The sequence below is a fragment of the Pseudomonas sp. CDFA 610 genome, assembly GCF_021147865.1.
Classification (GTDB): Bacteria; Pseudomonadota; Gammaproteobacteria; order Pseudomonadales; family Pseudomonadaceae; genus Aquipseudomonas; species Aquipseudomonas alliivorans.
In genome coordinates this window covers 254,759-280,789 of record NZ_JAGTPM010000006.1, presented here as the reverse complement: position 1 = coordinate 280,789, position 26,031 = coordinate 254,759, and the positions used below count along the sequence as shown (strand labels likewise).

Here is a 26,031-nt window from a genome sequence, read left to right as displayed (position 1 = left end):
GCATGAAACGCTCCCGACCCCCTCGACGCACTGTCCTCGCGGCCCTTTGCCTGTTTCCGGTCATTGCGGTGTGCGCATGGCAGATCCTGCCCGATGACCACGGCAAGACACACACCGTCACTGTGACGCGCGGCAGCATTGAAAGCAGCGTAACGGCGCTGGGCACACTGCAACCGCGCAGTTACGTGGACGTCGGTTCGCAGGCAACCGGACAGATCATGAAGATCCATGTGCAGGTGGGTGATCAGGTCAAGGAAGGTCAATTGCTGGTCGAGATCGATCCGTCCACACAAAAGGCCAGGCTTGATGCGGCGCGCTATGCCATCGACAACCTCAAGGCCCAGCTTCAGGAACAACGCGCGCTGCACGAGCTGGCGCAGCAGAAGCAGCAACGCCAGCAACGTCTGGCGGCCGGTGGCGCGACGCGGGCCGAGGATGTACAGGCGGCCGAGTCCGAATTCCGCGCCACCCAGGCCCGGGTCGACATGTTCAAGGCGCAGATCCTTGAAGCCCGGGCGGCGCTGCGCAGTGACGAGGCCGCGCTGGGTTACACGCGCATTTATGCGCCCATGAGCGGCACAGTGGTCGCACTGGATGCCCGCGAGGGTCAGACCCTCAACGCACAGCAACAGACTCCGTTGATCCTGCGCATCGCCCGGCTGTCGCCGATGACCGTGTGGGCCGAAGTCTCCGAGGCTGACATAGGCCACGTGAAACCGGGCATGAATGCCTACTTCACCACCCTGAGCGGCGGCAGTCGGCGCTGGAAAAGTACCGTGCGACAGATTCTGCCCGTGCCACCCAAGCCGCTGGAACAGGCCAACCAGGGCGGCGGCAGCCCGAGCAGTTCGCGCAAGAGCGGCGGCGGCCGAGTGGTGCTGTATACCGTTCTGCTGGACGTCGACAACGATGATCAGGCACTGATGGCAGAGATGACGGCGCAGATCTTTTTCGTCGCAGACAGCGCGCAGAACACCCTCACTGCGCCGCTTTCGGCGTTCAAGGTCGGCACACAGGACGACCTGCAGACCGCACAGGTGCTGACCGCCAGCGGCGAAGTCCAAAGCCGTCAGGTGCGCACCGGCATCAGCGACCGTTTGCGGGTGCAGATACTCGACGGTCTCGAGGAAGGCGACCGTCTGCTGGTGCCCTCCGCGCTCGGCAGCGGAGGTTGAATGCAGACGCCGCTGATCGACCTGCGGGCCATCCGCAAATCCTACGGCGGAGGCGACAGTCCGCAGGTCAACGTACTGCTGGGCATCGACCTGTCGATTCATGCCGGAGAATTCGTCGCGATTGTCGGCGCGTCCGGTTCCGGCAAGTCGACACTGATGAATATTCTGGGCTGTCTGGACCGGCCCACCTCGGGCGAGTATTGGTTTGCCGGCGAAAACGTCGCCGAACTGGGCAGCGACGAACTCGCCTGGCTGCGCCGTGAGGCGTTCGGCTTCGTGTTTCAGGGTTATCACCTGATTCCTTCCGGCTCAGCCCAGGAAAACGTCGAGATGCCAGCGATCTATGCCGGCACACCCGCCGCGCAACGCCATGCCCGCGCCGCCGCTCTGCTGGAACGGCTGGGGCTTGGCTCACGTACGGGCAATCGCCCGCATCAACTGTCCGGCGGTCAGCAACAACGGGTGTCCATCGCCCGCGCCTTGATGAACGGCGGCCACATCATCCTTGCTGACGAACCGACCGGCGCGCTGGACAGCCACAGTGGCGCGGAAGTGATGACATTGCTGGATGAGCTGGCCAGTCAGGGCCACGTCGTCATTCTGATTACCCACGACCGCGACGTCGCTGCCCGCGCCAGACGCGTCATCGAAATCAGCGACGGGCGCATCGTCAGCGATACGCTCAGCGAGACTGTCGGGAATGCTCAGCCAACGGGCGCACTGCAAGCGGTGGATCTGCAGGCGCGACTGGCTCAGAGCAGCAATGCCCGCAGCGCGTGGAGGGGCGAGTTGCTCGACGCCGTTCAGGCAGCGTGGCGAGTGATGTGGATCAATCGCTTTCGCACTGCACTGACGTTGCTGGGCATTGTCATCGGCGTAGCCTCGGTGGTGGTGATGCTGGCGGTGGGCGAAGGCAGCAAGCGTCAGGTCATGGCGCAAATGTCGTCGTTCGGCTCCAACATCATTTACCTGAACGGCAAGGCGCCCAGTCCGCGCGCACCGAAAGGCGTCATCACACTTGAAGAGGTCGCCGCGCTGGGCGATCTGCCCGAGGTACGCATGATCATGCCGGTCAACGGCGGACAGGCAGGTGTGCGCTTCGGCAATGTCGACCATTCCAGCTACGTGGGCGGCAACGACACGCACTTTCCGGCGATCTTCAACTGGCCGGTGGTGGAAGGCAGTTACTTCACTGAAGCCGATGAACAGAATGCAGCGGCAGTGGCCGTGATCGGACACAAGGTTCGGCAGAAACTGTTCGGCGAGCGTATCGACCCCATCGGCCAGTACATCCTGATCGAGAACGTACCGTTTCAGGTGGTCGGCGTGCTTCAGGAAAAAGGCGCCAGTTCGGGTGACCTGGACAGCGACAACCGCATCGCGATTCCCTATTCGGCGGCCAGTATTCGCCTGTTCGGCTCGCAGGACCCTGAATACATCACCATCGCCACCCGCGACGCCGACAACGTCAAACAGGCCGAAGCGGCGATCCGCGGCCTGCTGAATCAACTGCACAATGGCAAGCCGGATTATGAGCTGACCAATAACGCGGCAATGATCCAGGCAGAGGCCCGCACTCAGAACACGCTGTCGTTGATGCTCGGCTCGATTGCCGCCATCTCGCTGCTGGTCGGCGGCATTGGCGTGATGAACATCATGCTGATGACCGTGCGCGAGCGGACCCGTGAAATCGGCATCCGCATGGCCACCGGCGCACGCCAGAGCGACATCCTGCGCCAGTTCCTTACCGAAGCGGTGATGCTCTCGGTGGTCGGTGGTCTGGCCGGTATCGTGCTGGCGCTGGGCATGGGAGCGGTGCTGTTGCTGAGCAAGGTCGCGGTGGCCTTCTCGCTGTCGGCGGTCGCCGGGGCCTTTTGCTGCGCGCTGGTCACCGGGGTGATCTTCGGCTTCATGCCCGCCCGCAAAGCGGCCCGCCTCGATCCGGTTGCGGCCCTCACCAGTCAATGAATGATCAATCCATGAAACCACGCCTCACGCTATTGACCACGTGCCTGTTGCTGGCCGCCTGCGGCACGCCTGTATCTGCCCCGGACAGCGGCATCCAGCCACCACCAACCTGGGCGTTTGCGCAAAGCGCGGCGATTCAACGCAACGATGCCCGCTGGTGGCAACGCTTCGGCAGCCCGGAACTCAACCGCCTGATCGAACAGGCCAGCCGTGACAGCCATGAAGTCGGCGCGGCCATGGCGCGAGTGCGACAGGCACAGGCAACGGCGATCATCGGTGGTGCGCCGCTGTTGCCCGAACTGGGTTACGACCTGCGTGGCGAACGCAACAAGTTCATGCGCAGCAGCGACCGCAAGGCCAACCCGTCGGACGACAACAACACCGACATGTTTACCGCCGCCCTGACCGCCAGTTACGAGGTGGACTTCTGGGGCGGCGTGGCGGCCGGTCGCGACAGCGCCGTGCAGCGCCTGCGTGCCAGCCAGTTCGATCAGGCGACCGTGGAACTGACGCTGCTCGGCAACGTTGCCGACCGCTACGCGCAAACCTTGTCGGCCCGCGAGCAAGGCCGTATTGCCGCGCTGAACCTGGCCAACGCGCAGAATGTGTTACGACTGGTGCAGACTCGTTACGACTCAGGCTCGGCTACGGCACTGGAGCTGGCGCAGCAAAAGAATCTGGTCGCCACGCAGCAACGCGAACTGCCACGCCTTCAACAACTGGCCAACGAGCAGTTGATCACCCTCGCCGCCCTGCTGGGCCAGCCGGTGCAGAACCTCAGGCTCGGCAATCAGGCGTTCGACACACTGAGCTGGCCGGACATCGGCAGCAGTGTGCCCAGCGATCTTCTGACCCGCCGCCCGGACCTGGCCAAGGCCGAAGCCGAACTGGCGGCCGCGCATGCCGACGTTACGGTCGCCCGCGCCGCGATGCTGCCCACACTGACCCTGAGCGCCCGCATCGGTACCGAATCGGTCCGCGCCGAAGACTGGCTGCGCGCACCGTTCAGCAGTCTGGCGGCAGGTCTGGTCGGCCCGATCTTCAACAACGGCCGTCTCGGGGCCGAACGCGACCGGGCCACGGCGCGGCAGGAAGAGCTGCTGGAAACCTATCGCGGCGCGATCATCAACAGTTTCGCCGACGTGGAAAAAGCCCTGAACAGCATCGACGGTCTTGATCAACAGCGTGGCTGGCATGAAGAAGAATTGAAACAGGCACAGACCGCGTTTCGCATCGCACAGAGTCGCTATCAGGAAGGCGCAGAAGACCTGCTGACCGTGCTGGAAACCCAGCGCACGTTGTATCAGGCACAGGACGTCAGCGTGCAGTTGAGGCTGGCGCGGGTGCAGGCCAGTATCGCGCTGTACAAAGCGCTGGGCGGAGGCTGGCAGGTGCGCTGACGTGCATGGCAGACGCATCCAGATATCCCTGAAGAAACACAATTCAGACTGTGGGAGGCGGCTTGCCGGCGATGCGGTTTTTGAAGCGCCCTGTCAGTGACTGAGTTGACGCAGTCGCCGGCAAGCCGCCTCCCACAAGCCGATGTTGGCTGCAAGAAAGCGGTCAGGTGCTTAAAACCACTTCTCCGGCAACAGATTGCGCGCATACCACGGCCGACGTGGCACACGGCGGACCAGGTCGCCGAGTTTGTCATCGGCGGCGAAGGTAATGCGCAGCGCAAGCTTCATAACTTCCGGATCCATCTCCATCGAAGTCCCGGCCTGCAGGCCCGGCGTGGTGCTGCAACCGTGGGTAACCGGCCCCAGCCAGGGGTCGCTGACTTCCACCCAGCGACCCGGCGCGAACCAGGGCACGCCGTTGACCTCAAGGCGCTTCACCTCACCGGGATGAAACCGTTCGTGTGCCCGGAACCAGTCATCGATCCGGTCGTCGATCCAGCCATGGAACATCCAGAACACCGGGTTCACATGGGATGAGAACGGGTCGGCCAGAAAATCGTTTTCCGGCCCGAACCAGCGCTCGGCAAAGTCATCCGAACGCCGCGCCATCGGCACCGGCTGACCGTTGGCCGGGTCGCGGGCCACCGAGGCCCAGCGCATGTGCAGCCAGTCGTGCAGTTCCAGCTCGACCTGCGAACCGAACTGCCCCAGCGTCAGCTTCGACAGAAAGCGCGGGTCACGGTACTGGGATTCCCAGACCTGAAAATGCGTGTGATAGGTCTCGGGGCTTTTGATGTCGCTGACCAGTTGGGTGTATTCCTCATCGCCCTGCGCCAGCCAGTTCGGCGGCAGTGAACAGCCGTCGTGGTTGTCGAAGTAACGCGCAAAGCCCAGCCGGTCACGCTCAAGCTCCGGCTGTGGCATCGGAAAACGCGGCCAGGATGGCAGGTTCTGAATCTGCCGCGCCTCAATCAGCATGTGCCGGTGCATGAAGAAGAAATCCACGCCAGAGCCGTTGCGATCCTTGTGCGGCCCGCGAGCATCGCGCTCCTTGTCCCGCGGCCCTGGCTGCCAGCCAATCCCGCGCAACGCTTCTTGCTTGTCGGTCGGCAGTTTGTGCCACTTGTCCCGGGACGCATGCCACAACTGGTGAAACAGACGGTGCTCCTTAGAGATCAGCCAGGCATGAAATTCAGGCGTCAGGCTGACCCGTTCCCGCGCCTCGGGAAACAGTTGTCTGACCGCGATCACCCGGTTTTCCAGCTCCGGCAAGGCCAGCGGTCGATCAAGGCGTTCAATACGGCCACTCAGGGTGCCACTGCCCGCATTGCCGAATCCGCCCCACACCTCATCGAGGATCAGGCTGAACTCGTAATCCGGAGTATCGCTGCGCGGGTCATTGCCTGCGTGACCGTCCATGACCCGCAGATACAATTTGGCGGCGTCGGCCGGCTGCAGATCGCCGATCACCCGAAAGCGTGGCATTGCGTCGCCGCGCAGGTTGTCGGCGGTATCAATGTAACCGCGTATTCCACGGCCGCGCGGGGCGATATCGAGGAACATTTCCAGGCCGTGCAGCGGCGCCTCACGCAATCCGGCATCGCGGCCCTCGAAGCGCAACACCCAGACACCGCGCAACCTGTCGGCCAGACGCTGTGTGGCCGTGTCGGCCGGGCCTGCGGTGGCTTCGCCGGGTGTAATGGGCTCCTCGACGCGGGTGAACTCCCGATGTGCATACCAGGCAGCCGGTACTGCAGCGCCGGTCAGCGCCAGACCTGCCATGAAACCTCGTCGAGAAATCGTCATTGCCCTACCTGTTACAGCCCCCGAGACGCCGGGTATCCAGCTAGAACGTAAAGCCTTGCCATAAATTTACTTCGCGGCCCGCCTGGGAGGACGAGCACTGAGCGTGCCCGAACGCCTGGCACACTGAATTCACAGTCTGTGCCATTTGTGACGCAGAGCGTCACGGCCTGCATGCCCACGCGCAGCGATGGGCATGATCAGTCGCGGCCTGACAAGACCACCGCTAAATTTTCCCGCCATCCGCTCGTTCTCCCCAGATAGCAACGGCCCTGCTGCCTGCATGCAAGGCTGACCTGCACCGATCATCTGAACGAGACGGCAATGACAAAACCGCGTTGGAAAAAGGCTCTTTTCATCGGCCTGCCCCTGGCTCTGGCCCTCAGTGCAGGTGCGGGTTATCTGGCCTGGAATTACGGGTCGCCAGCGGGTTACCCGGTCAAGGTCATGAAGCAGGCCGAAGACCTTCAGGAGCGAATCATTTCCTTCGACAGCCACATCACGGTTCCGATGAAGTTCGGCAGCGAGCGTAACGAAGCCGACAAGGATGGCTCAGGACAATTCGATCTGGTGAAAACCGCACGCGGCCGTCTCTCGGGCGCGGCCTTGACGGTATTCGGCTGGCCGGAAATCTGGAATGGCCCCAACGCACCGCATCGCCCGACACCCGGCTTTGTCGACGAGGCGCGTCAGCAGCAGGAAGTGCGCTACAAGATCATCACCGGCATGGTTCGCGATTTCCCGAATCAGGTCGGCATCGCCTACACCCCTGACGACATGCGCCGCCTGCAGGGCGAAGGCAAGTTCGCGATCTTCATCAGCATGCTCAACGCCTACCCGCTGGGTAACGACCTCGATGCGCTGGACCGCTGGACTGCCCGGGGCATGCGCATGTTCGGTTTCAGTTACGTCGGCAACAACAGCTGGGCGGACTCGTCGCGCCCGCTGCCCTTCCTGAACGATACGCCGGATGCACTGGGCGGTCTGTCCGATATCGGCAAACAGGCCGTGCAGCGCCTGAACGACCTGGGCGTGATCATCGACGTGTCGCAGATGTCGAGCAAGGCGCTGGAACAGGTCAGCCAATTGAGCCGCACGCCGATGGTCGCCTCGCACTCGGCGCCGCGTGCGCTGGTGGACATTCCGCGCAACCTCAGCGACGAAGAAATGCAACTGATCAAGCAAAGCGGTGGCGTGGTGCAAGTGGTGGCCTTCCCCGCCTACCTCAAGCCCTTGAGCCAGAAGACCCAGGACAAGCTCAATGCGCTGCGCAAGGAATTCGACCTGCCGCCCTTGCCGAATCTGGCCATGGCGCTGATGCCCGGCGACGCGATCATTACGGTATGGCCAGAGCAGCGCTTCGGTGCCTACGCCAGCAAGCTGTACGCCATTCTCGAGGAAGAGCCCAAGGCCACGGTCAAGGATTTCGTCAACGCCATCGACTACACCGTGCGCAAGATCGGCATCGACCATGTCGGTATCAGCTCCGACTTCAATGACGGCGGCGGCGTAAAAGGCTTCAACGACGTCAGCGAGATCCGCAATGTGACCGCCGAGCTGATCGAACGCGGTTACGCCGAAGCGGACATTGCCAAACTGTGGGGCGGCAACTTCCTGCGTGTCTGGGAACAGGTGCAGGCCTCGGCAAAACCGGTGGCCCAGCCATGACTGATCGCAGAACGTTCCTCAAACAGGCCGGACTGCTGGCCGCCGCCCTGCCGCTCGGATCGAGCCTGATGGCGCCTGCTGTGGCCGCCACGTCAGACCCCGTGGACGCAGACAAGTGGACCGCACTGAAACAGCTGTTCAATCAGGATCCGGATTACATCCACTTCTCCAACTTTCTGGTGACGTCGCACCCAAGACCCGTGCGCGAAGCCATTGAGCAACACCGCGCCCACATCGACCGCAACCCTGGCCTGGCAATGGATTGGGATCTGCAGGAAACAGAACTGCGTGAACATGATGTGCGGGTCTGGGCTGGCAGATACCTGAACGCCAAACCCGGCCAGATCGCCCTGACCGGCAGCACCACCGAAGGGCTGGCGATCATCTACGGCGGCCTGCACGTGCGGCCGGATCAGGAAATTCTCACCACTGAACACGAACATTCCTGCGCCCGCAGCATCCTCAATTTCCGCCAGCAGCGTGACGGCACTCAGGTGCGCCGAATCCGCCTGTTCAAGGATCCGGCGCAGGTCTCGGCCGACGAAATCATCGGCTCGATTGCCCGCAGCATTCAATCCAACACGCGCGTACTGGGCATGACCTGGGTGCAATCGGGCAGCGGCGTGAAGCTGCCGCTCGGGGCCATCGGTGATCTGGTCGAAGAGCACAATCGCAACCGCGATGCCAAAGACCGCATCATCTATGTGGTCGATGGCGTGCACGGTTTTGGGGTGGAGAATCTGGATTTCCCGGAAATGAAGTGCGATTACTTTGTGGCGGGCACCCACAAATGGATGTTCGGCCCACGTGGCACCGGAATCGTCTGCGCCCGTTCGGAACAGATGACTGATCTCACGCCGACCATCCCGACCTTCTCCGAAGCGACCAATTTCGCCACCACCATGACGCCGGGTGGCTATCACTCGTTCGAACATCGCTGGGCGTTGAACAAGGCGTTCGAATTGCACCTGCAACTGGGCAAGGCCGACGTGCAAGCGCGCATCCATCAGCTCAACAGCTACATGAAGGAACGCTTGCAGGCGCAGCGCACTATCGAGCTGGTCACGCCGATGGACCCGGCCCTGTCGGCAGGCTTCAGTTTCTTCAGAATCAAGGATCAGGCCAGCGACGACGTAGCGGCCTGGCTGATGAAAAACCGCATGGTGGTCGATGCGGTCAGCCGCGATGTCGGCCCGGTGGTACGCACCGCGCCGGGCCTGCTGAACAGCGAAGTCGAAATCGACCGCTTCATGGCGCTGCTCAGCCAGCGCACCTGACGCCTGAACACCCGTTCTGCATCACCTGCTTTCCGTTTTCTGCCATTGAGGCCTGTCATGAAAAAGATGCTGTTCACCCTGTCCCTGACCTCGCTGCTGGGCCTGTCCTTGAGCGGCACCGCTCAGGCGGCAACCCCCGAGGCCGGCAACGTCTTCAAGGACTGCAAGGACTGTCCCGAGATGGTCGTGCTGCCTGCGGGCACCTTCACCATGGGCGCGCCGGAAGAGGAACTGGGTCGCCAGCCGGACGAAGGCCCTATGCACGATGTGACCTTCGCCAAGCCTTTCGCCATCAGTCGCTTTCAGGTGCTGAGCGGCGAATGGGACGCTTACATCAAGAGTTCAGGTTACAAAATGCCGGATGGCGATACTCGTCCCGGACGCGAATGCAAAGCGGGCAAGCCGCGCTATCCGCTGGGTCCGCGTCAGCCTGCGGTGTGCATGGACTGGAACGAAGCCAAGGCTTACGTCGCCTGGCTGTCGAAGAAGACCGGCAAGTCGTACCGCATGGTCAGCGAAGCGGCCCGTGAATACGCCGCACGCGGCGGCAGCAAAGGTTCGTTTCCCTTCCCGATGGATGAAGGCAAGCCTTACGGCATCGCCAAACACGCCAATACCTATGGCCCGGAAGACGGTTTCAGCTACACCGCTCCGGCGGGCAGCTACAGCCCGAACGACTTCGGCATCTACGATGCTCACGGCAACGTGTACGAATGGACTGCCGATTGCGAGACCAGCAACTACAACGGCGCGCCTACCGACGGTAGTGCCTGGCTGGCTGGCGATTGCACCTGGAAGATGATTCGCGGCAACGACTGGACCGAAGCGCCGATCTTCTCGCGCTCCGGCAACCGCAACAGCCGCCAGCCGGACGTGCGTGGCGACTGGCTGGGCTTTCGGGTCATGCGCGACCTCTGACCGACTCATCGAGCCTGCGGCCTTTGGCAGGGGCCGCAATCACGGACACTCACGAGAACCATCATGACGCTCAAAACGCAAAGCCTCGCCGGGGAAACCCTGAGAATCCTCAAACCCTTCTGGTGGCTGGTGGCGCTGTCGACGGTGCTGGGGATCGTCAGTGGCCTGAGCGTAACGGCGCTGCTGGCCACAATCAATAACGCGATGAACCTGCCGGGCGGACCGAACACCCATACCGCGCTGCTGTTCGCCGGGCTGTGCGTGCTGACACTGGCGTGTTCGACACTGTCCAACCTGTCGACCCACTACGTGGGTCAGCGTGTGGTCGCCAACCTGCGCCGCGAACTGGCGGCCAAAGTGCTGGTGGCGCCTATCGAGCAACTGGAACGCTACCGCTCGCACCGGCTGATTCCGGTGCTGCTCAACGACGTCAACACCCTCAGCACCTTCGCCCTGTCGGTAGCGCCGATGGTAATCGCCTTCACCGTGACCCTCGGCTGTCTGACCTATCTGGCCCTGTTGTCCTGGCAGATTCTGGCGCTGACGGTATTGACCGTAGTGCTGGGCACCGGCGCACAGTTCGTTGCCCACCGATTCGGCATGCGCAGCATTCTGGCGGCGCGCAACGGTGAGGACGAACTGCAGAAGCACTATCAGGCGCTGTCGGCAGGTGCCAAGGAACTGCGCATCCAGCGCAAGCGTCGCCAGCACATGCTCGATGAAAAGATTCAGGGCACCACCGAACGGATCTGCCGTTCGAACATTCGCGCGGCGAATATCTTTGTCAGCGCAGAGACCTTCGGCTCGATGCTGTTCTTTGCGGTGATCGGCATGGCCATCGCCTTCCAGGCCATGTGGCCGAACACCGAGAAAACTGTGCTGGGCGGTTTCGTGCTGGTAATGCTGTACATGAAAGGCCCGCTGGAGCGCCTGATCAACTCCCTGCCCGCCATCAGCCGTGCACAGATCGCCATGCGCCGCATTGCCGAGCTGTCGTGGAAGTTTTCAAGCCCCGAGCCTCACCTGCTGGTCAGCGACCGCCCCAATTCGCTGGCCAGTCTCAAGACCCTGGAACTGCATCAACTGCGTTACGACTACCCGCCTGTCGAAGGCAGCGACGCGTTCCACCTCGGCCCGGTCAACCTGAGTATCAAGCAGGGCGATATCGTGTTCATCGTCGGCGAGAACGGCTGTGGCAAGACCACGCTGATCAAGCTGCTGCTGGGCCTGTATACGCCGCAACAGGGCGAAATCCGCCTCAACGGCCAGACAATCACCCCGGAAAAGCTGGACGACTACCGGCAGTTGTTCACCACCATCTTCGCCGACTACTACCTGTTCGATGAGCCGCTGCAGGGTCAGGCCAGCCTGCCCGAAGACGCTGGCAAGTACCTGGAGCGTCTGGACATTGCCCATAAGGTCAGCATCCGCGACGGCGCGTTTACCACCACCGACCTGTCCACCGGTCAGCGCAAGCGTCTGGCGCTGATCAATGCCTGGCTGGACGAGCGTCAGGTGCTGGTCTTCGACGAGTGGGCAGCCGATCAGGACCCGGCCTTCCGTCGCGTGTTCTACACCGAGCTGCTGCCCGAGCTCAAACAACAGGGCAAGACGATTATCGTGATCTCCCACGACGACCGGTATTTCTACATAGCCGACCAACTGGTGCGCATGCAGGCCGGCAAAATCGACGTCGAACAGGTGCAGAACGCCTCCGTTTCCGCCTGATTTCAGGCGTTTCCGAAGCCCCGCCCGGCCTGTCCGCGAGCGGGGTTTTTTCATTCTGCGGGCAACCTGCGCATGAGCATTACTAGCCATCCGCCATCTTTTTTCGCGACATGTGAAAAATTCATTAAATAACAGTGATTCGCGTTCGTTCTCATTGACAGCAACGGTGCGCATGGCTGCCTTCCCGCCCGATTGCTCATAAAAAAGTTGCTCACGACTGCGCGAATGGCCGGCTGGACCAGACGGCGCAGATCTGATCGACGCTATCTGCCCTCTGCCGATACTTACTAAAAAGAGCCACGTCATGCACAACCCGTCACGACTCACCCCGCTCAGCAAAGCCTTGCTGCTCAGCCCGATGTTCAGTTCCCGACCCTCCATGGCAGCCATGGGTTTCGCGCTTTGCATGCCGCTGGCTGCGCAGGTTCAGGCAGAGGAAGTCTCTCCGGATGGCTCGACCACCGCAGCCACGGTGACCCTGGCCCCGACGGCCATTGACTCCAAATCGCTGGGCACCACCACGGACGGAACCGGTTCCTACACCACCGGCGCCGTGAGCATTGGCAAGGGCGCACCGCAGTCACTGCGTGAAACGCCGCAATCGGTCAGCGTCGTGACCCGTCAGGTGATGGACGACAACAACCTGAACAGCCTCAGCGACGTTCTGGAAGACACGCCCGGCATGAGCTTCCAGTACCGCAACTTCGGCGGTCACGTGTACACCTCGCGCGGGTTTTCCCTGCTGGCGGAAAGTTTTCTGGTCGATGGCATCGGCGGTCAGGGCTATCAGATCACCGGCTGGATGCAGCCGGACATGGCCATTTACGACCGTGTCGAAGTATTGCGTGGCGCCTCCGGTCTGCTGGTCGGCGCAGGTCAGCCTGGCGGCGCGGTGAACCTGGTGCGCAAGCGCCCGACCGCCGAAAACAAATTTTCCATCACCACCCGCGCCGGTTCCTGGGACCAGTACCGGGTCGATCTGGACGGCAGCGGCAAGCTCAATGATTCGGGCACCCTGCGTGGCCGTATGGTCGCCGCCTATGACGACAGTGGCTCGTACCTGGATGGCCGCGACAGCCGCACGCCGCTGCTGTACGGCATCGTCGAAGCCGACGTGACCGACAACACCACGCTGACCATGAGCCTGCGTCGTCAGGAACAGGTCATCAACGGTTACTCCATCTATGGCCTGCCACGCTACAGCAACGGCCAGTCGCTGGGCCTGTCGCGCTCGACCAACCTGGCGCAGGACTGGAACCGTCTCGAAAGCGACATGACCGAGGTGTTCACCGAAATCGAACACCGTTTCAACGATGACTGGAGAAGCCGTACGTCGTTGACGTATTCCCAAGGCGGGTTTGATCAGGCGATTGCGTATGCACGCGGCGCGGTGAACCCGGTCACGCTGGCAGGCTCGACCTTCCAGAACACCTTGTTCCGCAAGGACGAAGTCAACAGCACCGGCCTGAACAGCCAGTTGGAGGGCAACTTCAACGCGTTCGGCCTGAACCATCAGTTGACGCTGGGGGCTGACTGGTCCAGACAGGAATCCAATACCAAACAGGCGACGGTCAGGACGGCTTCACCCATCAACATTTTCAATGTCAACCAGAACGCCTTCGCCAAACCGGTGCGTCCGGCCTGGGGCAATGACATCGACATGACCGAAGAGCGCGCGGGCCTTTACGCCAACGCGCGCATTCACTTGAGCGAGCCATTGAGCGTGGTACTCGGCAGCCGCTTGAGCTGGTACGACTATGAATACGACGTCAAACGCGGTGCCGCCAACAGCTACGAATCCAAGCAGACGCAGGAATTCACACCGTTCGCCGGTTTGATCTACGACATCAACGACAACTGGTCGTGGTACGCCAGTTACGCCGACATCTTCACGCCGCAGGCCGATTTCGTCGACGTGGGTGGCTCGCCACTGGATCCAGCCATCGGTTCCAACTACGAAACCGGCTTCAAGGGCGAGCTGTTCGACAAGCGTTTGAACCTGTCCATGGCGCTCTTCTACATCAAGCAGAAAGACGTCGCGGCGGTGGATCTGTCGGCAGAAGCCTCGGAAGTGTTCTGCCCTAACAGCTCTGACGGTTCGTGCTACGTGCAGGACGGTATCAAGCGCAGTAAGGGCGTGGAAATCGAAGCCAGCGGCGAAGTGCTGCCGGGCCTGCAAGTGTTCGGTGGTTACACCTACAACATGCTGCGTAACAACGGTGATGCGGAAGTCGCCTACGAAACGCCGAAACACATGCTGCGCCTCAACACCAGCTACAACCTGCCGGGCGCCTGGAATCGCCTGACCCTGGGTGCCGGTGTATCGGCGGATTCGGGTTATGAAGTACCGTCCAATGACCAGTTGGGCGTTTCAGGTCGCGCAATCTGGGATGCGCGTGCCTCCTGGAAGCTGGACGAAAACTGGCGTGTTTCGCTCAACGCCGAGAACCTGTTCGACCGCAAGTACTACACCACTGCCGTGGCCACCGACCGTTCCAACGTGTACGGCGAACCCCGCAGCTACGTCCTGACCCTGCGCGGAGATTTCTGATCCGCCGCCAGACTCACGGATAACTGCAACAGCCACAAAGCCAAGGGGAAACCCTTGGCTTTTTGTGCTTTCGCGGTGCTGAGATCGAGGGTATTTGCCCGATGCCGGAAACCGCCCGTGATGGGTGCGAGCATACGCTGTGTCAAAAACACTGAACGTGCTGAGCAAGACTGACGCCCCGAACCACCCGAACGACGACAAATACACTATCCTGCACGCGCGTACCAAAAGAGCCCTCCTGCTATGCCTCCACCCTTCGAACGCTGCCACTCGGGACGCGTAAAACCCTTCGACAAAAGCCCGAAATCCGGGTTGACGTTGAGGGGGCTGGGTCTGGTTTTTTCGCTGTTTCTTCAGGGTAATGCGCTGGCCGAGGCGTTCGACTTCGACATCCCCGCTCAGCCCTTGAACAGCGCCTTGAAAGAACTGGCGCGTCAGGGCGATCTGCAAGTGCTGTACAACCCCGATGACGTGCGTGGCAAGACCGGCGGCGTGGTGCGCGGCAAACTCACGCCCGAGCAGGCAATCACGGATCTGCTGCGCAGGGCCGGAGTGGCCCATACCTTCGAAGCCAACACCCTGACGCTTGGCGTGACGCCGCTTTCGCCGCCTGTGACCCTCAAGCCGGTGGCGATTCAGGCGCGGCAGTTTGGCGTCACCACCGAAGGCAGCGGCTCGTATACCACCACGGCCGTGAGCCTGAACAAAACGCCTCAGTCACTGCGTGACACGCCGCAGTCGGTGACCGTGATGACACGCCAGTTGATGGACGACAAAAACCTGACCGGCCTCGACGAGGTAATGGCGCAAACGCCGGGCATTACCTTCTCGCAACGCAATTTCGGCTCGCACGTCTACAGCTCACGCGGCTTCGCCATGGAGGACGAAAGCTACACCCTCGATGGCGTTTCCGGGCAGGGCTACAGCGTGACCGGCTGGATGACGCCGGACATGGCCATCTACGACCGCGTCGAAGTGCTGCGCGGTGCTGCCGGCCTATTGATCGGCGCAGGCAATCCGGGTGGAGCGGTCAATCTGGTGCGCAAGCGCCCGACCGCCATCCCTCAGTTCTCGGTCACCACCCGCGCAGGCAGTTGGGACAACTATCGCGTCGATCTGGATGGCAGCAGCAGGCTCAACGACTCGGGCAGTGTGCGCGGTCGCTTCGTGGCCTCGTATGAAGACCGGGGGTACTTCATCAATGTGCTGCACAAGACCGCCCCGCTGCTCTACGGCATTCTGGAAAGCGACCTGAACGAGGACACCACGCTGACCCTCGGGGTACGCCATCAGCGTGCGGACACTCATGGCTTCTCGATATTCGGCTTGCCGCGCTACAGCGACGGCCGGGCGCTCGAGGTGTCGCGCTCGACCTCGCTCGCTCAATCCTGGAACCGTCACGAGACGCAGACCCATGAAGTCTTCGGCGAACTGGAACACCGTTTCGACGACGACTGGACAGCGAAACTGTCCGCTACGCATTCCAACGGTTCGTTCGAACAGCAGGTCGCCTACGCCCAGGGCGCCATCGACTCACAAACGCGAGCAGGCTCCCGCCTGATCAAAACCCTGTTCCGCTCGGACGATCTGCAGAGTGACGGCCTGGACGCCCATCTGGACGGCCGCTTCGAGGGATTCGGCCTGACTCATCAGTTGACGCTGGGCGCCAATGGGTCCGAGCAGAAACGCGACTCACGTTATGCCACGGTCAATACGGTTCGAGCGGTCGATGTGTTCAATGTCGATCACGACGCGATCAACGAACCCGCACGCCCGGCCTGGAGCAGCACCGATTTCAGCGACAAGCGCTACGGCGTCTACAGCAATCTGCGGCTGGGCCTGACCGATGCGCTGAGTCTGGTCATGGGCGGCCGCATAAGCGGGTATGACTACCAGACCGAATCGGCAGGATTGACGACCCGCGCCCGACAGGACAACGAAGTCACGCCCTTTCTCGGTGTGATCTACGACCTGTCCCGGGACTGGTCGTGGTACGCCAGCTACACCGATATCTTCCTGCCGCAGAGCAGCTATCGCACGGCAGGCGGCGCCCTGCTCGATCCGGCCATCGGCGCCAGTCACGAAACCGGGATCAAGGGCGAACTGTTCGACAAGCGCCTGAACGTATCCTTTGCGGTGTTCTACGTGAAACAGAAGGACGTCGCGGTCGAGGATGATGCCCATGTCGGCGAGTGCCTGATGAACGACGCCTACGGGACCTGTTACCTGAACGGCGAGGTACGACGCAGCAAGGGTTTCGAGATGGAAGTCAGCGGCGAGTTGCTGCCGGGGTTGCAGACGCTGGCGGGCTACACCTTCAACCTCACCCGCGGCAGTGACGGCCAGTCCATTTCTGCCGAGACACCGCGGCACATGGCACGCATCAGCAGCGATTACACCCTGCCCGGCGCGTGGAGGCGGCTGTCCATTGGCGCTGGCGTGTCGGCCCAGAGCGGCTACCGGGAAACCGAATCGACCCAGGTCATCGAAAACCCCGGCCGGGCGATCTGGGATGCCCGTGTGTCATGGAAGCTCGATGAGCACTGGTCCATCGCGCTGAACGGCAACAACCTGCTCGACCGCAAGTATTACAAAGCCACGGGTGACATCGACCGGGGCAACTATTACGGCGATCCGCGCAACTACGTCCTGACGGTGCGAGGGGATTTCTAGCGGTCGGGCGGGTGACAGGACCACGTGAGCCGACACCAGACTGTGGGAGGCGGCTTGCCGACGAAGAACGATCACGCGTTTTACTGAAATAACGCGTGTACTCCATCGCGGGCAAGCCCCCTCCCACAGCTGTGTGATCTGACCCCAAGAGGTCAGAGGGTTGTCCAACTGTTGGGGTGCAGACCAGGTAATGGCTGAAAGACAGCGCTGTGGCGCATTGTCTGGAATGCGTCCACAACGAACTAGGCCCTCAGGCGCGCCACCAGCCCATCCAGAAACGCATCGGCAATCACCACGTTATCGTGGCGCTGATCGATCACGCTTGAACTTGCCAGCCCGTTCACCGAGCACTGTTCGAGCAATACCCGTTCAGCCTTGGCGATCTGATCGGGCTGGCGGCTTTGTCCGGCCCACCAGCAGTCGACCTTGACGTTCAACCGTTTCAGCGTGAAGGCTTCGCTCAGGCGGGCGTTGGCGTCCAGCAGGCGGTAGCCGGTTTCGATTTCGTCCTGCACGGCGATGTCCTGGAACACGCTGCGCAGGCTGTCGGCACTCATGCCTGCGTCCAGCGCGACCTGATCGACCACCCGGTCGATCACTTCGCTTTCGCGTGAAGCCGACTGCCGTGCCGTCTCGATCAACTGAACAATGCTCTCTTCCTGCAAGCCCGGCACAAAGGCCTGAAGGCTCTTGATCAGGCCGCGATAGTAATTCTCGTCCTGCTTTTGCCGGGTGACGTCAGGCGCTTCCTCAACCCACTCCATGCCGATGGAAACGGGCAACTGGGTATCCACCAGTCCCACGAACTCCACGCGTTCGCCAGCGCTTTCCAGGCAGTGCGCGATGTCGATGGCCAGCGCGCCGCCCATCGACCAGCCCAACAGACTGTAAGGCCCGACCGGCTGGGTGTTGCGAATCTGCTCGACGTAGTAACCGACCATGTCCACCCACGATGTATCGAACCAGCCCGGCACCACGTACGCCTTGTTGACAAGCCCGTAGACCACGCGGTCGTCGTTCAGCCTGCCCGCCAGCGGGTAGTAGGAATACGTACCGCCGCCGCCCGGCGGCAAGCAGAACACCGGTGTCCGGGTCGAACCACTGGTGTTCATGGCAATGACTGCCGACTTGACCTTCGCCTCGCCAGCACGCATGAAGTCGGCCAGCTCGCCCAGGGTCTGCATCAACAAAAAGTCATGCAGTTTGATCGAGACATCAAACGTCTCGCGTATCCGCCCGGCCAGCGACACCGCCAGCAAAGAGTGCCCGCCCAAGGCAAAAAAGTTGTCGTTCAGCCCGACGCGTTCGACCTGCAGCACCTGCTCCCAGAGCGCAGCCAGGCGCTGTTCGAATTCGGTGCGCGGCGCCACGTAACCCTGAGCACGGCCTGCTTCAGGCTTGGGCAGGGCGCGGCGGTCCAGCTTGCCGTTGGCGGTCAGCGGCATGGCGTCGAGCATTACAAAATGCGCAGGCACCATGTAATCCGGCAGGAGGGCCTTGAGCTGCGCTTTCAGCGCTTCACGCAAGGTGTCTGCATCCTGCGAACGATCACTCGGCACCAGATAGGCCACCAGTTGTTTGCCGGTCGGGCCGTCGATGTCGATCACGCTGGCTTCGCGCACAGCGGGGTGTTCAAGAAGACGCGCTTCGATTTCACCCAGCTCGATGCGCAACCCGCGGATCTTCACCTGATGGTCGATACGCCCGGCGTACTCAATCACGCCCTCATGACGATAGCGCGCCAGATCTCCCGTGCGGTACAGCCGCCCTCCACCCTGCTCGTCGAACGGGTCCGGCACGAAGCGTTCGGCCGTCAGCGCGGCGCGGTTGTGATAACCCCGCGCCAGCCCGACACCGCCCAGGTACAGCTCCGAAGCCACGCCCGGTGCGGCGGGCAGCAGACCGTCATCGAGGATGTGGGTCTTGAGGTTGTCGATGGGACGACCGATCGGCACGCTCAGTACGTCGTCCGGCGAACAGGTCCAGTGCGTGACGTCGATGGCCGCTTCGGTCGGGCCGTAGAGGTTGTACAGCCCGACCTGCGGCAGGCGCTTGAGCACCTGTCCGGCCAGTTCCGCAGGCAAGGCTTCGCCGCTGCACACCACTCGTTTCAGGCTGTGGCAGCTTTCCACCTGTCGATGGCCGAGGAAGGCCTGCAGCATGGACGGCACGAAGTGCAACGTCGTGACCTGATGCTGCTCAATGGTCTGCACCAGTCGCTCAGGATCGCGATGATCACCCGGCAGCGCCACGGCCAGACGAGCCCCCGTCAGCAGCGGCCAGAAGAACTCCCAGACCGACACGTCGAAACTGAACGGGGTTTTCTGCAGCACCGTGTCGGTTGCGTCCAGCGCGTAGGCCTTCTGCATCCAGTGCAGGCGGTTGACCAGCGCACGATGGCTGTTGCCCGCGCCCTTGGGTTTGCCGGTCGAGCCCGAGGTGTAAATCATGTAGGCCAGGTTCAGCGGATCCGTCAGGTTGACCGGGTTGGCGGTGCTGTAGCCGTCCAGCCCGTCGCCGTTGCGATCCAGACACAGACTCTGCACCCCGGCAGGCAGTGGCAGACGCGCCAGCAGCGGGGTCTGGGTCAGCAGCAGGCCGACGCCGCTGTCCTGCATCATGTAGGCCAGTCGGTCTTCGGGATAATCCGGGTCCAGCGGCACGTAGGCACCGCCCGCCTTGACGATGGCCAGCAGGCCGATCACCAGTTCCAGGCTGCGCTCGACACAAATCCCGACCCGCACATCCGGACCGACACCCGACTCCCGCAGTCGGTGGGCCAGTTGGTTGGCACGGGCATTGAGCTGCGTGTAGCTCAGTTGTTGTTGATCAAAGATCAGCGCGGGCGCGTCCGGCGTTTTTTGAACCTGAGCCTCGATCAGCGTGTGAATGCACTGCTCGCTCGGGAAGACCGCAGACGTGGCGTTCCAGTCGCGCAATACCTGCTGCTGCGCAGGCTGATCCAGCAGCGCCAGCTCACCCATTGCAGCCTTCGGATCACGAATCAGCGCCTGCAACAGGTGCTGGAAATGCGCCGACAGCTGCACCACGTCGGCTTCGCTCAGGCTCTGCCGGTCGTAGCTGAAGCGTATCGACAGGGTCTGGCCCAGGTTGACCACCAGCGTCAGCGGGTAATGAGTCTGCTCCTGGGTGTGCAGGCCGCCGAACACCAGCCCCGGTGGTGCGGTCTGTTGCAACGCATCGGAAACCGGGTAGTTCTCGAACACCAGAATGCTGTCGAACAGCGCATCACCGCCGCTACGCGCCCAGCGCTGAATGTCGTACAGCGGCGTGTGTTCATGTTCGCGCAGGGCGAGGTTCCTGGTCTGGACCTGCTGGACCCAGTCGGCGACGCGCTGCTCGGGACGTGGGCTGGCAATCACCGGCAAGGTGTTGATGAACAGACCGAGCTGTTCTTCGACGCCCGGCAACTCGGCAGGACGCCCCGCCACCGTTGCACCGAAGGTCACGCTGGAGTGCCCGGTGTAGCGTTGCAGCACCAGCAGCCAGGCCGATTGCACCAGCGTATTGAGGGTCACGCGCTGCTCGCGGGCGAATTCGCTCAGGGCCTGCGTGGTCTGCGCATCGATCAGGTGCAGATGATCACCCTGCCCTGCTTCACCCGGTTGCGACTTGAAGCTCTGCATCAGGCGGGTCGGCTCATCCAGTTCCGCCAGTTGTTCGGTCCAGAAACGCTCGCTGAGCGCCGCGTCCTGACGTTGCAGCCATCCGATGTAATCGCGATAACGGCTGGTCTGCCTTGCCAGCGTCTGTCCGCTGTAGCGCTGCAGCACCTCGCCCAACAGGCGCGAACTGCTCCAGCCGTCCATGAGAATGTGGTGGCTGGTGTAGATCAGTTGATGGCTGTCTTCGCCGGTGCGCAATACCGCAAGACGCAGCAGCGGCGCCTGAGTCAGATCGAAACCCTGGCGGCGGTCAGCCTCGGCCCAGTCGTCCAGCCATTGCGGCGTCTGGCCTCTGGCATCCACTTCGGCGAACGGCATCGGCACTTCGCGCAACACTACCTGCAATGACTCATCCAGATGGCTGACGAAACCACTGCGCAGCACTTCGTGGGTATTCAGCGTGGCCTGCCAGGCCGCCCTGAAACGCGTGACGTCCAGACCACTGACCTCGACGCGCATCTGATTGATGTAATTGCCCGCTTCCTGTTCGAACAGGGTGTGGAACAGCATGCCCTGCTGCATCGGTGCCAGCGGGTAGATGTCTTCGATGTCGCGGGCCGCCATCGGCAGGCTGTTCAGTTGCGCCTGGGTCAGACGGGCCAGCGGGAAGTCGGACGGTGTGACGCCGGACACGCCTTGCGCCGTGCAGTGTGCGATGAGCTGCTGCAACTCCAGCGCGTAGTCATCGGCCAGACGTTGCACGGTGCCGGTCTCGAACACCGCGCTGCTGAAACTCCAGCTCAGACGCAGCTCGCCGCCGTACACCTGACCGTTGATACTGAGGGGCGCAGCCAGCGGCGCTTCGGCGCTTTGAGAAGCACCCGCGCTATCGGCCGATGGGGCAAACAACGCGTCCTGCGCGTCGAAACTGCCGTCGAACCGGCCCAGGTAGTTGAAGACGATGCTGCCCTGCGGCAACTGCTGCAGCGCATGACACGCGGCGTCGCTGCCCAGATAGCGAAGCGCGCCATAACCGATCCCCTTGTGGGGCACCGCGCGCAATTGCTCCTTGATGGTCATGATCGAATCGGACAACGCGTCCCGCGGCGACAGCCTGACCGGGTACAGGTTGCTGAACCAGCCAACGGTGCGGCTGAGGTCGAGCGTGTCGAACAGATCCTCACGGCCATGGCCTTCAAGGCGGATCAGTACGTCGGAGCGTTCGGTCCAGCGGCTGATCACTCGGGCCAGCGCGGTCAGCAGCAGGTCGTTGATCTGGGTGCGATAGGCCGCCGGTGCGTCCTGCAGCAGTTGCCGGGTCAGTTCGCTGTCCAGTTGCGTGACCACAGAAGTCGCGTGTTTCTGCTGCTGCCCGCCCTGCGGGTTGTCGCATGGCAATGCGTCACTGACGTCCTGCAACTGACGTTGCCACCACGCCAGCTCCTGCTCAAGCGCAGCGCTTTGTGCGTAGGTTTGCAGGTGTTCGGCCCAGCTTTTCAGAGAGCTGGTTTTACTCGGTAGCGCCACGGCCTGTCCTGCAGCGACAGCCTGATACACCTGTTGCAGGTCTTCGAGCAGTACACGCCATGACACGCCGTCTACCACGAGGTGGTGAATGACCAGCAGCAGACGTTGCTCGTTCTGCGGCAGATTGATCAGCACGGCACGCAGCAGCGGCCCGTTCTTCAGGTCGAGGCTGCGCTGGGCTTCTTCGGCCAGTTCGGTCAGACGTTCGGCGTCTTCCAGCGCATGCGTCCACAGCACATCCCGTGTGTCTGGCGCGCCAAAGGTGGCATGCCACTGGCCGTCCTGCCGAGAGAAGCCCAGCCGCAAGGCGTCATGCTGCTCGATCAGCGCTGTCAGCGCGCTTTGCAGTGTGTTCACGTCCAACGTGGTGTTGACCTTGAGCATCACCGCCTGATTCCAGTGATGACGCTCTGGAACCTCCAGCTCGAAGAAACGCGCCTGAATGGGCAGCAGCGGCAGCGAACCGCTGACCTGCTCCACCGCAGCCGTTGGCTTCTTCTGAATCAGTTTCGCCACCGTCGCCAATTGGCCGATGGTCTGCTTTTCAAACAACTGCTTCGGGCTGAGCCTGATGCCCTGACGCTTGGCGCGGGCGATGATTTGCAGGCTGAGGATCGAGTCGCCACCCAGTTCGAAGAAGTTGTCGGTGCTGCCCACCTGATCGAGCTTGAGCACGTCGGCCCAGACGGCGGCGAGTTTCTCCTCGACCTCGCCGGCCGGTGCGGTGTAACGCTGTTTGACCACACCCGGTTTGGGCAACGCACGTTTGTCGAGCTTGCCGTTGGCAGTCAGCGGCAGGCGGTCGAGTAGCAGGATCTGCGCAGGCACCAGGTACTCCGGCAGGCAGGCGGCCAACTGCTCGCGCAGGGTTTCAACGCTCACCGACGCCACGCACCAGGCCACCAATTGTAGCCGCGACTCATCGCTTTCCAGCGGTTGAGCCAACACAACGGCCTCGGCCACGCCGTCCAGAGTTTGCAGCAGTTGCCCGACTTCACCGGGTTCGACCCGGTAGCCACGGATTTTCACCTGATCGTCAGCGCGGCCCAGGTATTCCAGCACGCCATCCACCCGGCGCGCACGGTCGCCCGCGCGGTACAGGCGTTTGCCATCGGCTTCAGGGTCCGGCACGAAACGTTCGGCCGTCATTGCCGCACGGCCCAGATAACCCTGCGCCAAGCCTTCGCCACCCAGGTACAACTCGCCTGCAACCCGCTCGGCGACCGGATTCAGGTAAGCGTCCAGCACCCGTGCCTTGCCATTGGCCAGCGTCTGACCGACAGGAACACTGCGGCAGGCGGGCAACTTTTCAGCCACTTCGTGAGTGAGGATGCCGACCGTTGTTTCGGTGGGGCCATAGTGGTTGACGATCCGGCAACCCGGCTTGAGCGAGCGAACCTGCTCGATCAAGGCCCACGAACTGACCTCGCCCCCCAGAATCAGCATCTGCTTCGGCAACACGTCGGCGGGTCTCGCGGCCTGTAGCAGACCTTGCAGATGGCTCGGTACGATCTTCAGCACATCCACCTGATGCTCGGCCATGTAGCGGGCAAATCCATCGGGGTCGAAGGCCTGTTCATGAGACAACAAGTGCAAGGTACGACCCGACGCCAGCGCACCGAACACCAAGGTATGCCCCAGGTCGGCCGCTACGGTGGAGACCATTGCCATGCCGGCCTCGGCATCGAGCGACAGGCGCGTCAATACGGACTGCACATAATTGGCCAGCGCGCCGTGGCTGATCACCACGCCCTTGGGCTGCCCGGTAGAGCCGGAGGTGTAAATGATGTAGGCCGGTTGCTCGGCAACCACCTGAACACCCAACGCCTCATCTGTGAAATCGTCCCACTGCAGCGCATCGAACGCCAGCACCGGACAGATGCCAAGCTGTGCGGCCTTGTCGTTGTCCGCGGCATGGATCAGCAATACCGCGCCGCTGTCCCTGGCCAGTTGCTGCAAGCGCTCGGCAGGCTGCGAGGTGTCCAGCGGCAGGTACACCGCACCCAGTTTCAGCACCGCCAGCAGGCTGACCACCCACTCCACGGAGCGGTCCTGACACAGCGCAACCGTCATGCCTGCGCCGAGGCCCTGGGCTTGCAGGTAACGGGCGAAGCGATTGGACTGCTGCTCCAGTTGAACGAAGCTCAGTGTCTGCTGGCCAACCCGCACGGCCGTCTTGTCGCCTCCGGTGTGCAAACCGTTTTGCCAGAGACGGATGAAGTCGGCGCAGGCGAACGCCTGCGATGCGTCGATGATTGGCAGCGAGCCTGTCAGCGGTTGATCCGCCAGACGACGATCAACGCTCGTCACCAGCGCCTGCAACGTTTCGCGCAAGGCGTCAGCGATGCGCTCGATGGTACGGGCCTCGAACAGCTCGGTGGCGTAAGTGAAGTAACCGCGCAGGCCACCCGGCGTGTCGGTGAAATCGAAGGCCAGATCGAAGCGTGCATCGCCTGCGCCCACCGGAAATTCGCTGACGCTCAGCCCGGAAAGGCTCTGGCGCGAGGCGTCGGTCTGTTCGGCAGCGTAGACATGTTGATTGATCTTGAACTGGAACAACGGGTTGTGCCCCAGATTGCGCTCCGGCGCCAAAGCGTCTACCAGATGCTCGAACGGCAGCTCCTGATGCGACTGCGCGTTGCTCACCACCTCTTTCACCTGATCCAGCAACGCCGCAAAACTTTGCCGCTCGTCCACCTGCACACGCAGCACTTGGGTGTTGATGAAGAAACCGATCAGCCCTTCCAGCTCGCTACGGGTACGCCCGGCATTCGGCGCACCGATGCGAATATCCGCCTGCCCGCTGAAGCGCGACAGCACCACCGACAGCGCCGCCAACACCTGCATGAAGATCGTCTGGCCACGGCCGCGGGCCAGGTTTTTCAGCTGTGTCGACAGCTGTTCAGAGAGATCGACACGCACCATCGCCCCGCGATGACTGGGCTGCAACGGACGCTCATGGTCCAACGGCAGGGTCAGCAACGGGTGCTCGCTGCCGAGTTGCTGCTTCCAATAATCCAGCTGCCGCTCGCCCTCTCCGGCTTCCAGCCAGGCGCGTTGCCAGATGGCGTAGTCAGCGTATTGAATTGCCAGCTCAGGCAAGGTCGCGGTCTGGCCCAGCACTTGCGCCTGATACAACTGCACGAACTCACGAATCAGCAGTTCGCCCGACCAGCCGTCGGAGACGACGTGATGCAGGCACACCGTCAGCACGTGTTCGGCGTCACTCAACCGGAACAGCTTGACCCGCAGCAACGTGCCGCTGAGCAGATCGAACGGCTTATGCAGCTCGGCACGTACCTGCGCCTCTATCTGCTCTGCCTCGACACTGACGCACTCAAGAGCCACATTGCCCTGCGGGAGAATTTCCTGATGAAACTCGCCGTCTTCGGAGACGAACCGGGTGCGCAGGGTTTCGTGGCGCTGTACCAGTTGATCGAGCGCTGCACCGAGCGCCTGCGGGTTCAGCGGGCCGTTCAGACGCACCGCCAGTGGCACGTTGTAGGCGATGTTGTGCGGTTCCATCTGCCAGAGAAACAGCATGCGTTGCTGCGCGTACGACAGTGGAATGCGAGCGGTCTCATGGCGGGTCACGGCAATCGGCAAGAGCCGGAAGCTCTGCCCGGTTTCATTCATCTTGCCGAGAATCCGGCGACGCTGTTCGACGGGCAAACCGACGAAACGCTGGGCGATACGCGCTGCTGCAGACTGGTCCAT

The 26,031-nt window shown here is 62.3% G+C and carries 11 protein-coding genes; 9 read left to right on the top strand and 2 right to left on the bottom strand.

Annotated elements, in window-relative coordinates; genetic code table 11:
- Positions 1–2: 2 nt before the first annotated feature.
- From KDX39_RS13360 to KDX39_RS13350, 3 genes are read left to right on the top strand one after another with little or no spacing between them, the layout of a single operon-like run.
- Entirely contained in the window at positions 3–1,175 is a 1,173-nt protein-coding gene (locus KDX39_RS13360; RefSeq protein ID WP_231660680.1) for an efflux RND transporter periplasmic adaptor subunit, read from the top strand.
- A complete protein-coding gene (locus KDX39_RS13355) occupies positions 1,176–3,143 on the top strand; it encodes a MacB family efflux pump subunit (protein ID WP_231660679.1) in 1,968 nt (655 codons plus the stop codon).
- A gap of 11 nt (positions 3,144–3,154) precedes the next feature.
- Positions 3,155–4,543 carry an efflux transporter outer membrane subunit gene (locus KDX39_RS13350; RefSeq protein ID WP_231660678.1) on the top strand — a complete coding sequence of 463 codons (1,389 nt, stop codon included), beginning with the start codon at positions 3,155–3,157 and terminating at the stop codon, positions 4,541–4,543.
- A gap of 171 nt (positions 4,544–4,714) precedes the next feature.
- On the opposite strand, the gene pvdP is transcribed toward KDX39_RS13350, so the two are convergent.
- Positions 4,715–6,349: a pyoverdine maturation tyrosinase PvdP gene (pvdP, locus tag KDX39_RS13345; protein WP_231660677.1), complete on the bottom strand. Its 1,635-nt coding sequence runs from the start codon at positions 6,347–6,349 to the stop codon at positions 4,715–4,717.
- A 321-nt stretch (positions 6,350–6,670) separates the two neighbouring features.
- Here pvdP and pvdM point away from each other — a divergent pair, with 321 nt between their 5' ends.
- The 6 genes from pvdM (at position 6,671) to KDX39_RS13315 (ending at position 17,161) form a co-directional block, all read left to right on the top strand.
- The gene (gene pvdM, locus KDX39_RS13340) at positions 6,671–8,014 is read left to right on the top strand and encodes a pyoverdine-tailoring dipeptidase-like protein PvdM (protein WP_231660676.1); all 1,344 of its coding nucleotides are present in this window, start codon (positions 6,671–6,673) and stop codon (positions 8,012–8,014) included.
- Positions 8,011–9,291, top strand: a complete 1,281-nt coding sequence (gene pvdN, locus KDX39_RS13335) for a pyoverdine-tailoring periplasmic protein PvdN (protein WP_231660675.1) — start codon at positions 8,011–8,013, stop codon at positions 9,289–9,291. The genes pvdM and pvdN overlap by 4 nt, the downstream gene beginning before the upstream one ends.
- Positions 9,292–9,348: 57 nt before the next feature.
- Positions 9,349–10,209 (top strand): dihydropyoverdine dehydrogenase, encoded by an 861-nt coding sequence (pvdO, locus tag KDX39_RS13330; RefSeq protein ID WP_210074015.1) that lies wholly within the window; start codon positions 9,349–9,351, stop codon positions 10,207–10,209.
- Between the two features lie 63 nt (positions 10,210–10,272).
- Complete coding sequence (locus KDX39_RS13325; RefSeq protein WP_231660674.1) at positions 10,273–11,937, top strand: cyclic peptide export ABC transporter; 1,665 nt, start codon at positions 10,273–10,275, stop codon at positions 11,935–11,937.
- A 304-nt stretch (positions 11,938–12,241) separates the two neighbouring features.
- A complete protein-coding gene (locus tag KDX39_RS13320) occupies positions 12,242–14,488 on the top strand; it encodes a TonB-dependent siderophore receptor (RefSeq protein WP_231660673.1) in 2,247 nt (748 codons plus the stop codon).
- A 243-nt stretch (positions 14,489–14,731) separates the two neighbouring features.
- Positions 14,732–17,161, top strand: a complete 2,430-nt coding sequence (locus KDX39_RS13315; RefSeq protein WP_231660672.1) for a TonB-dependent siderophore receptor — start codon at positions 14,732–14,734, stop codon at positions 17,159–17,161.
- Between the two features lie 242 nt (positions 17,162–17,403).
- On the opposite strand, the gene KDX39_RS13310 is transcribed toward KDX39_RS13315, so the two are convergent.
- Complete coding sequence (locus KDX39_RS13310) at positions 17,404–26,031, bottom strand: non-ribosomal peptide synthetase (protein ID WP_231660671.1); 8,628 nt, start codon at positions 26,029–26,031, stop codon at positions 17,404–17,406.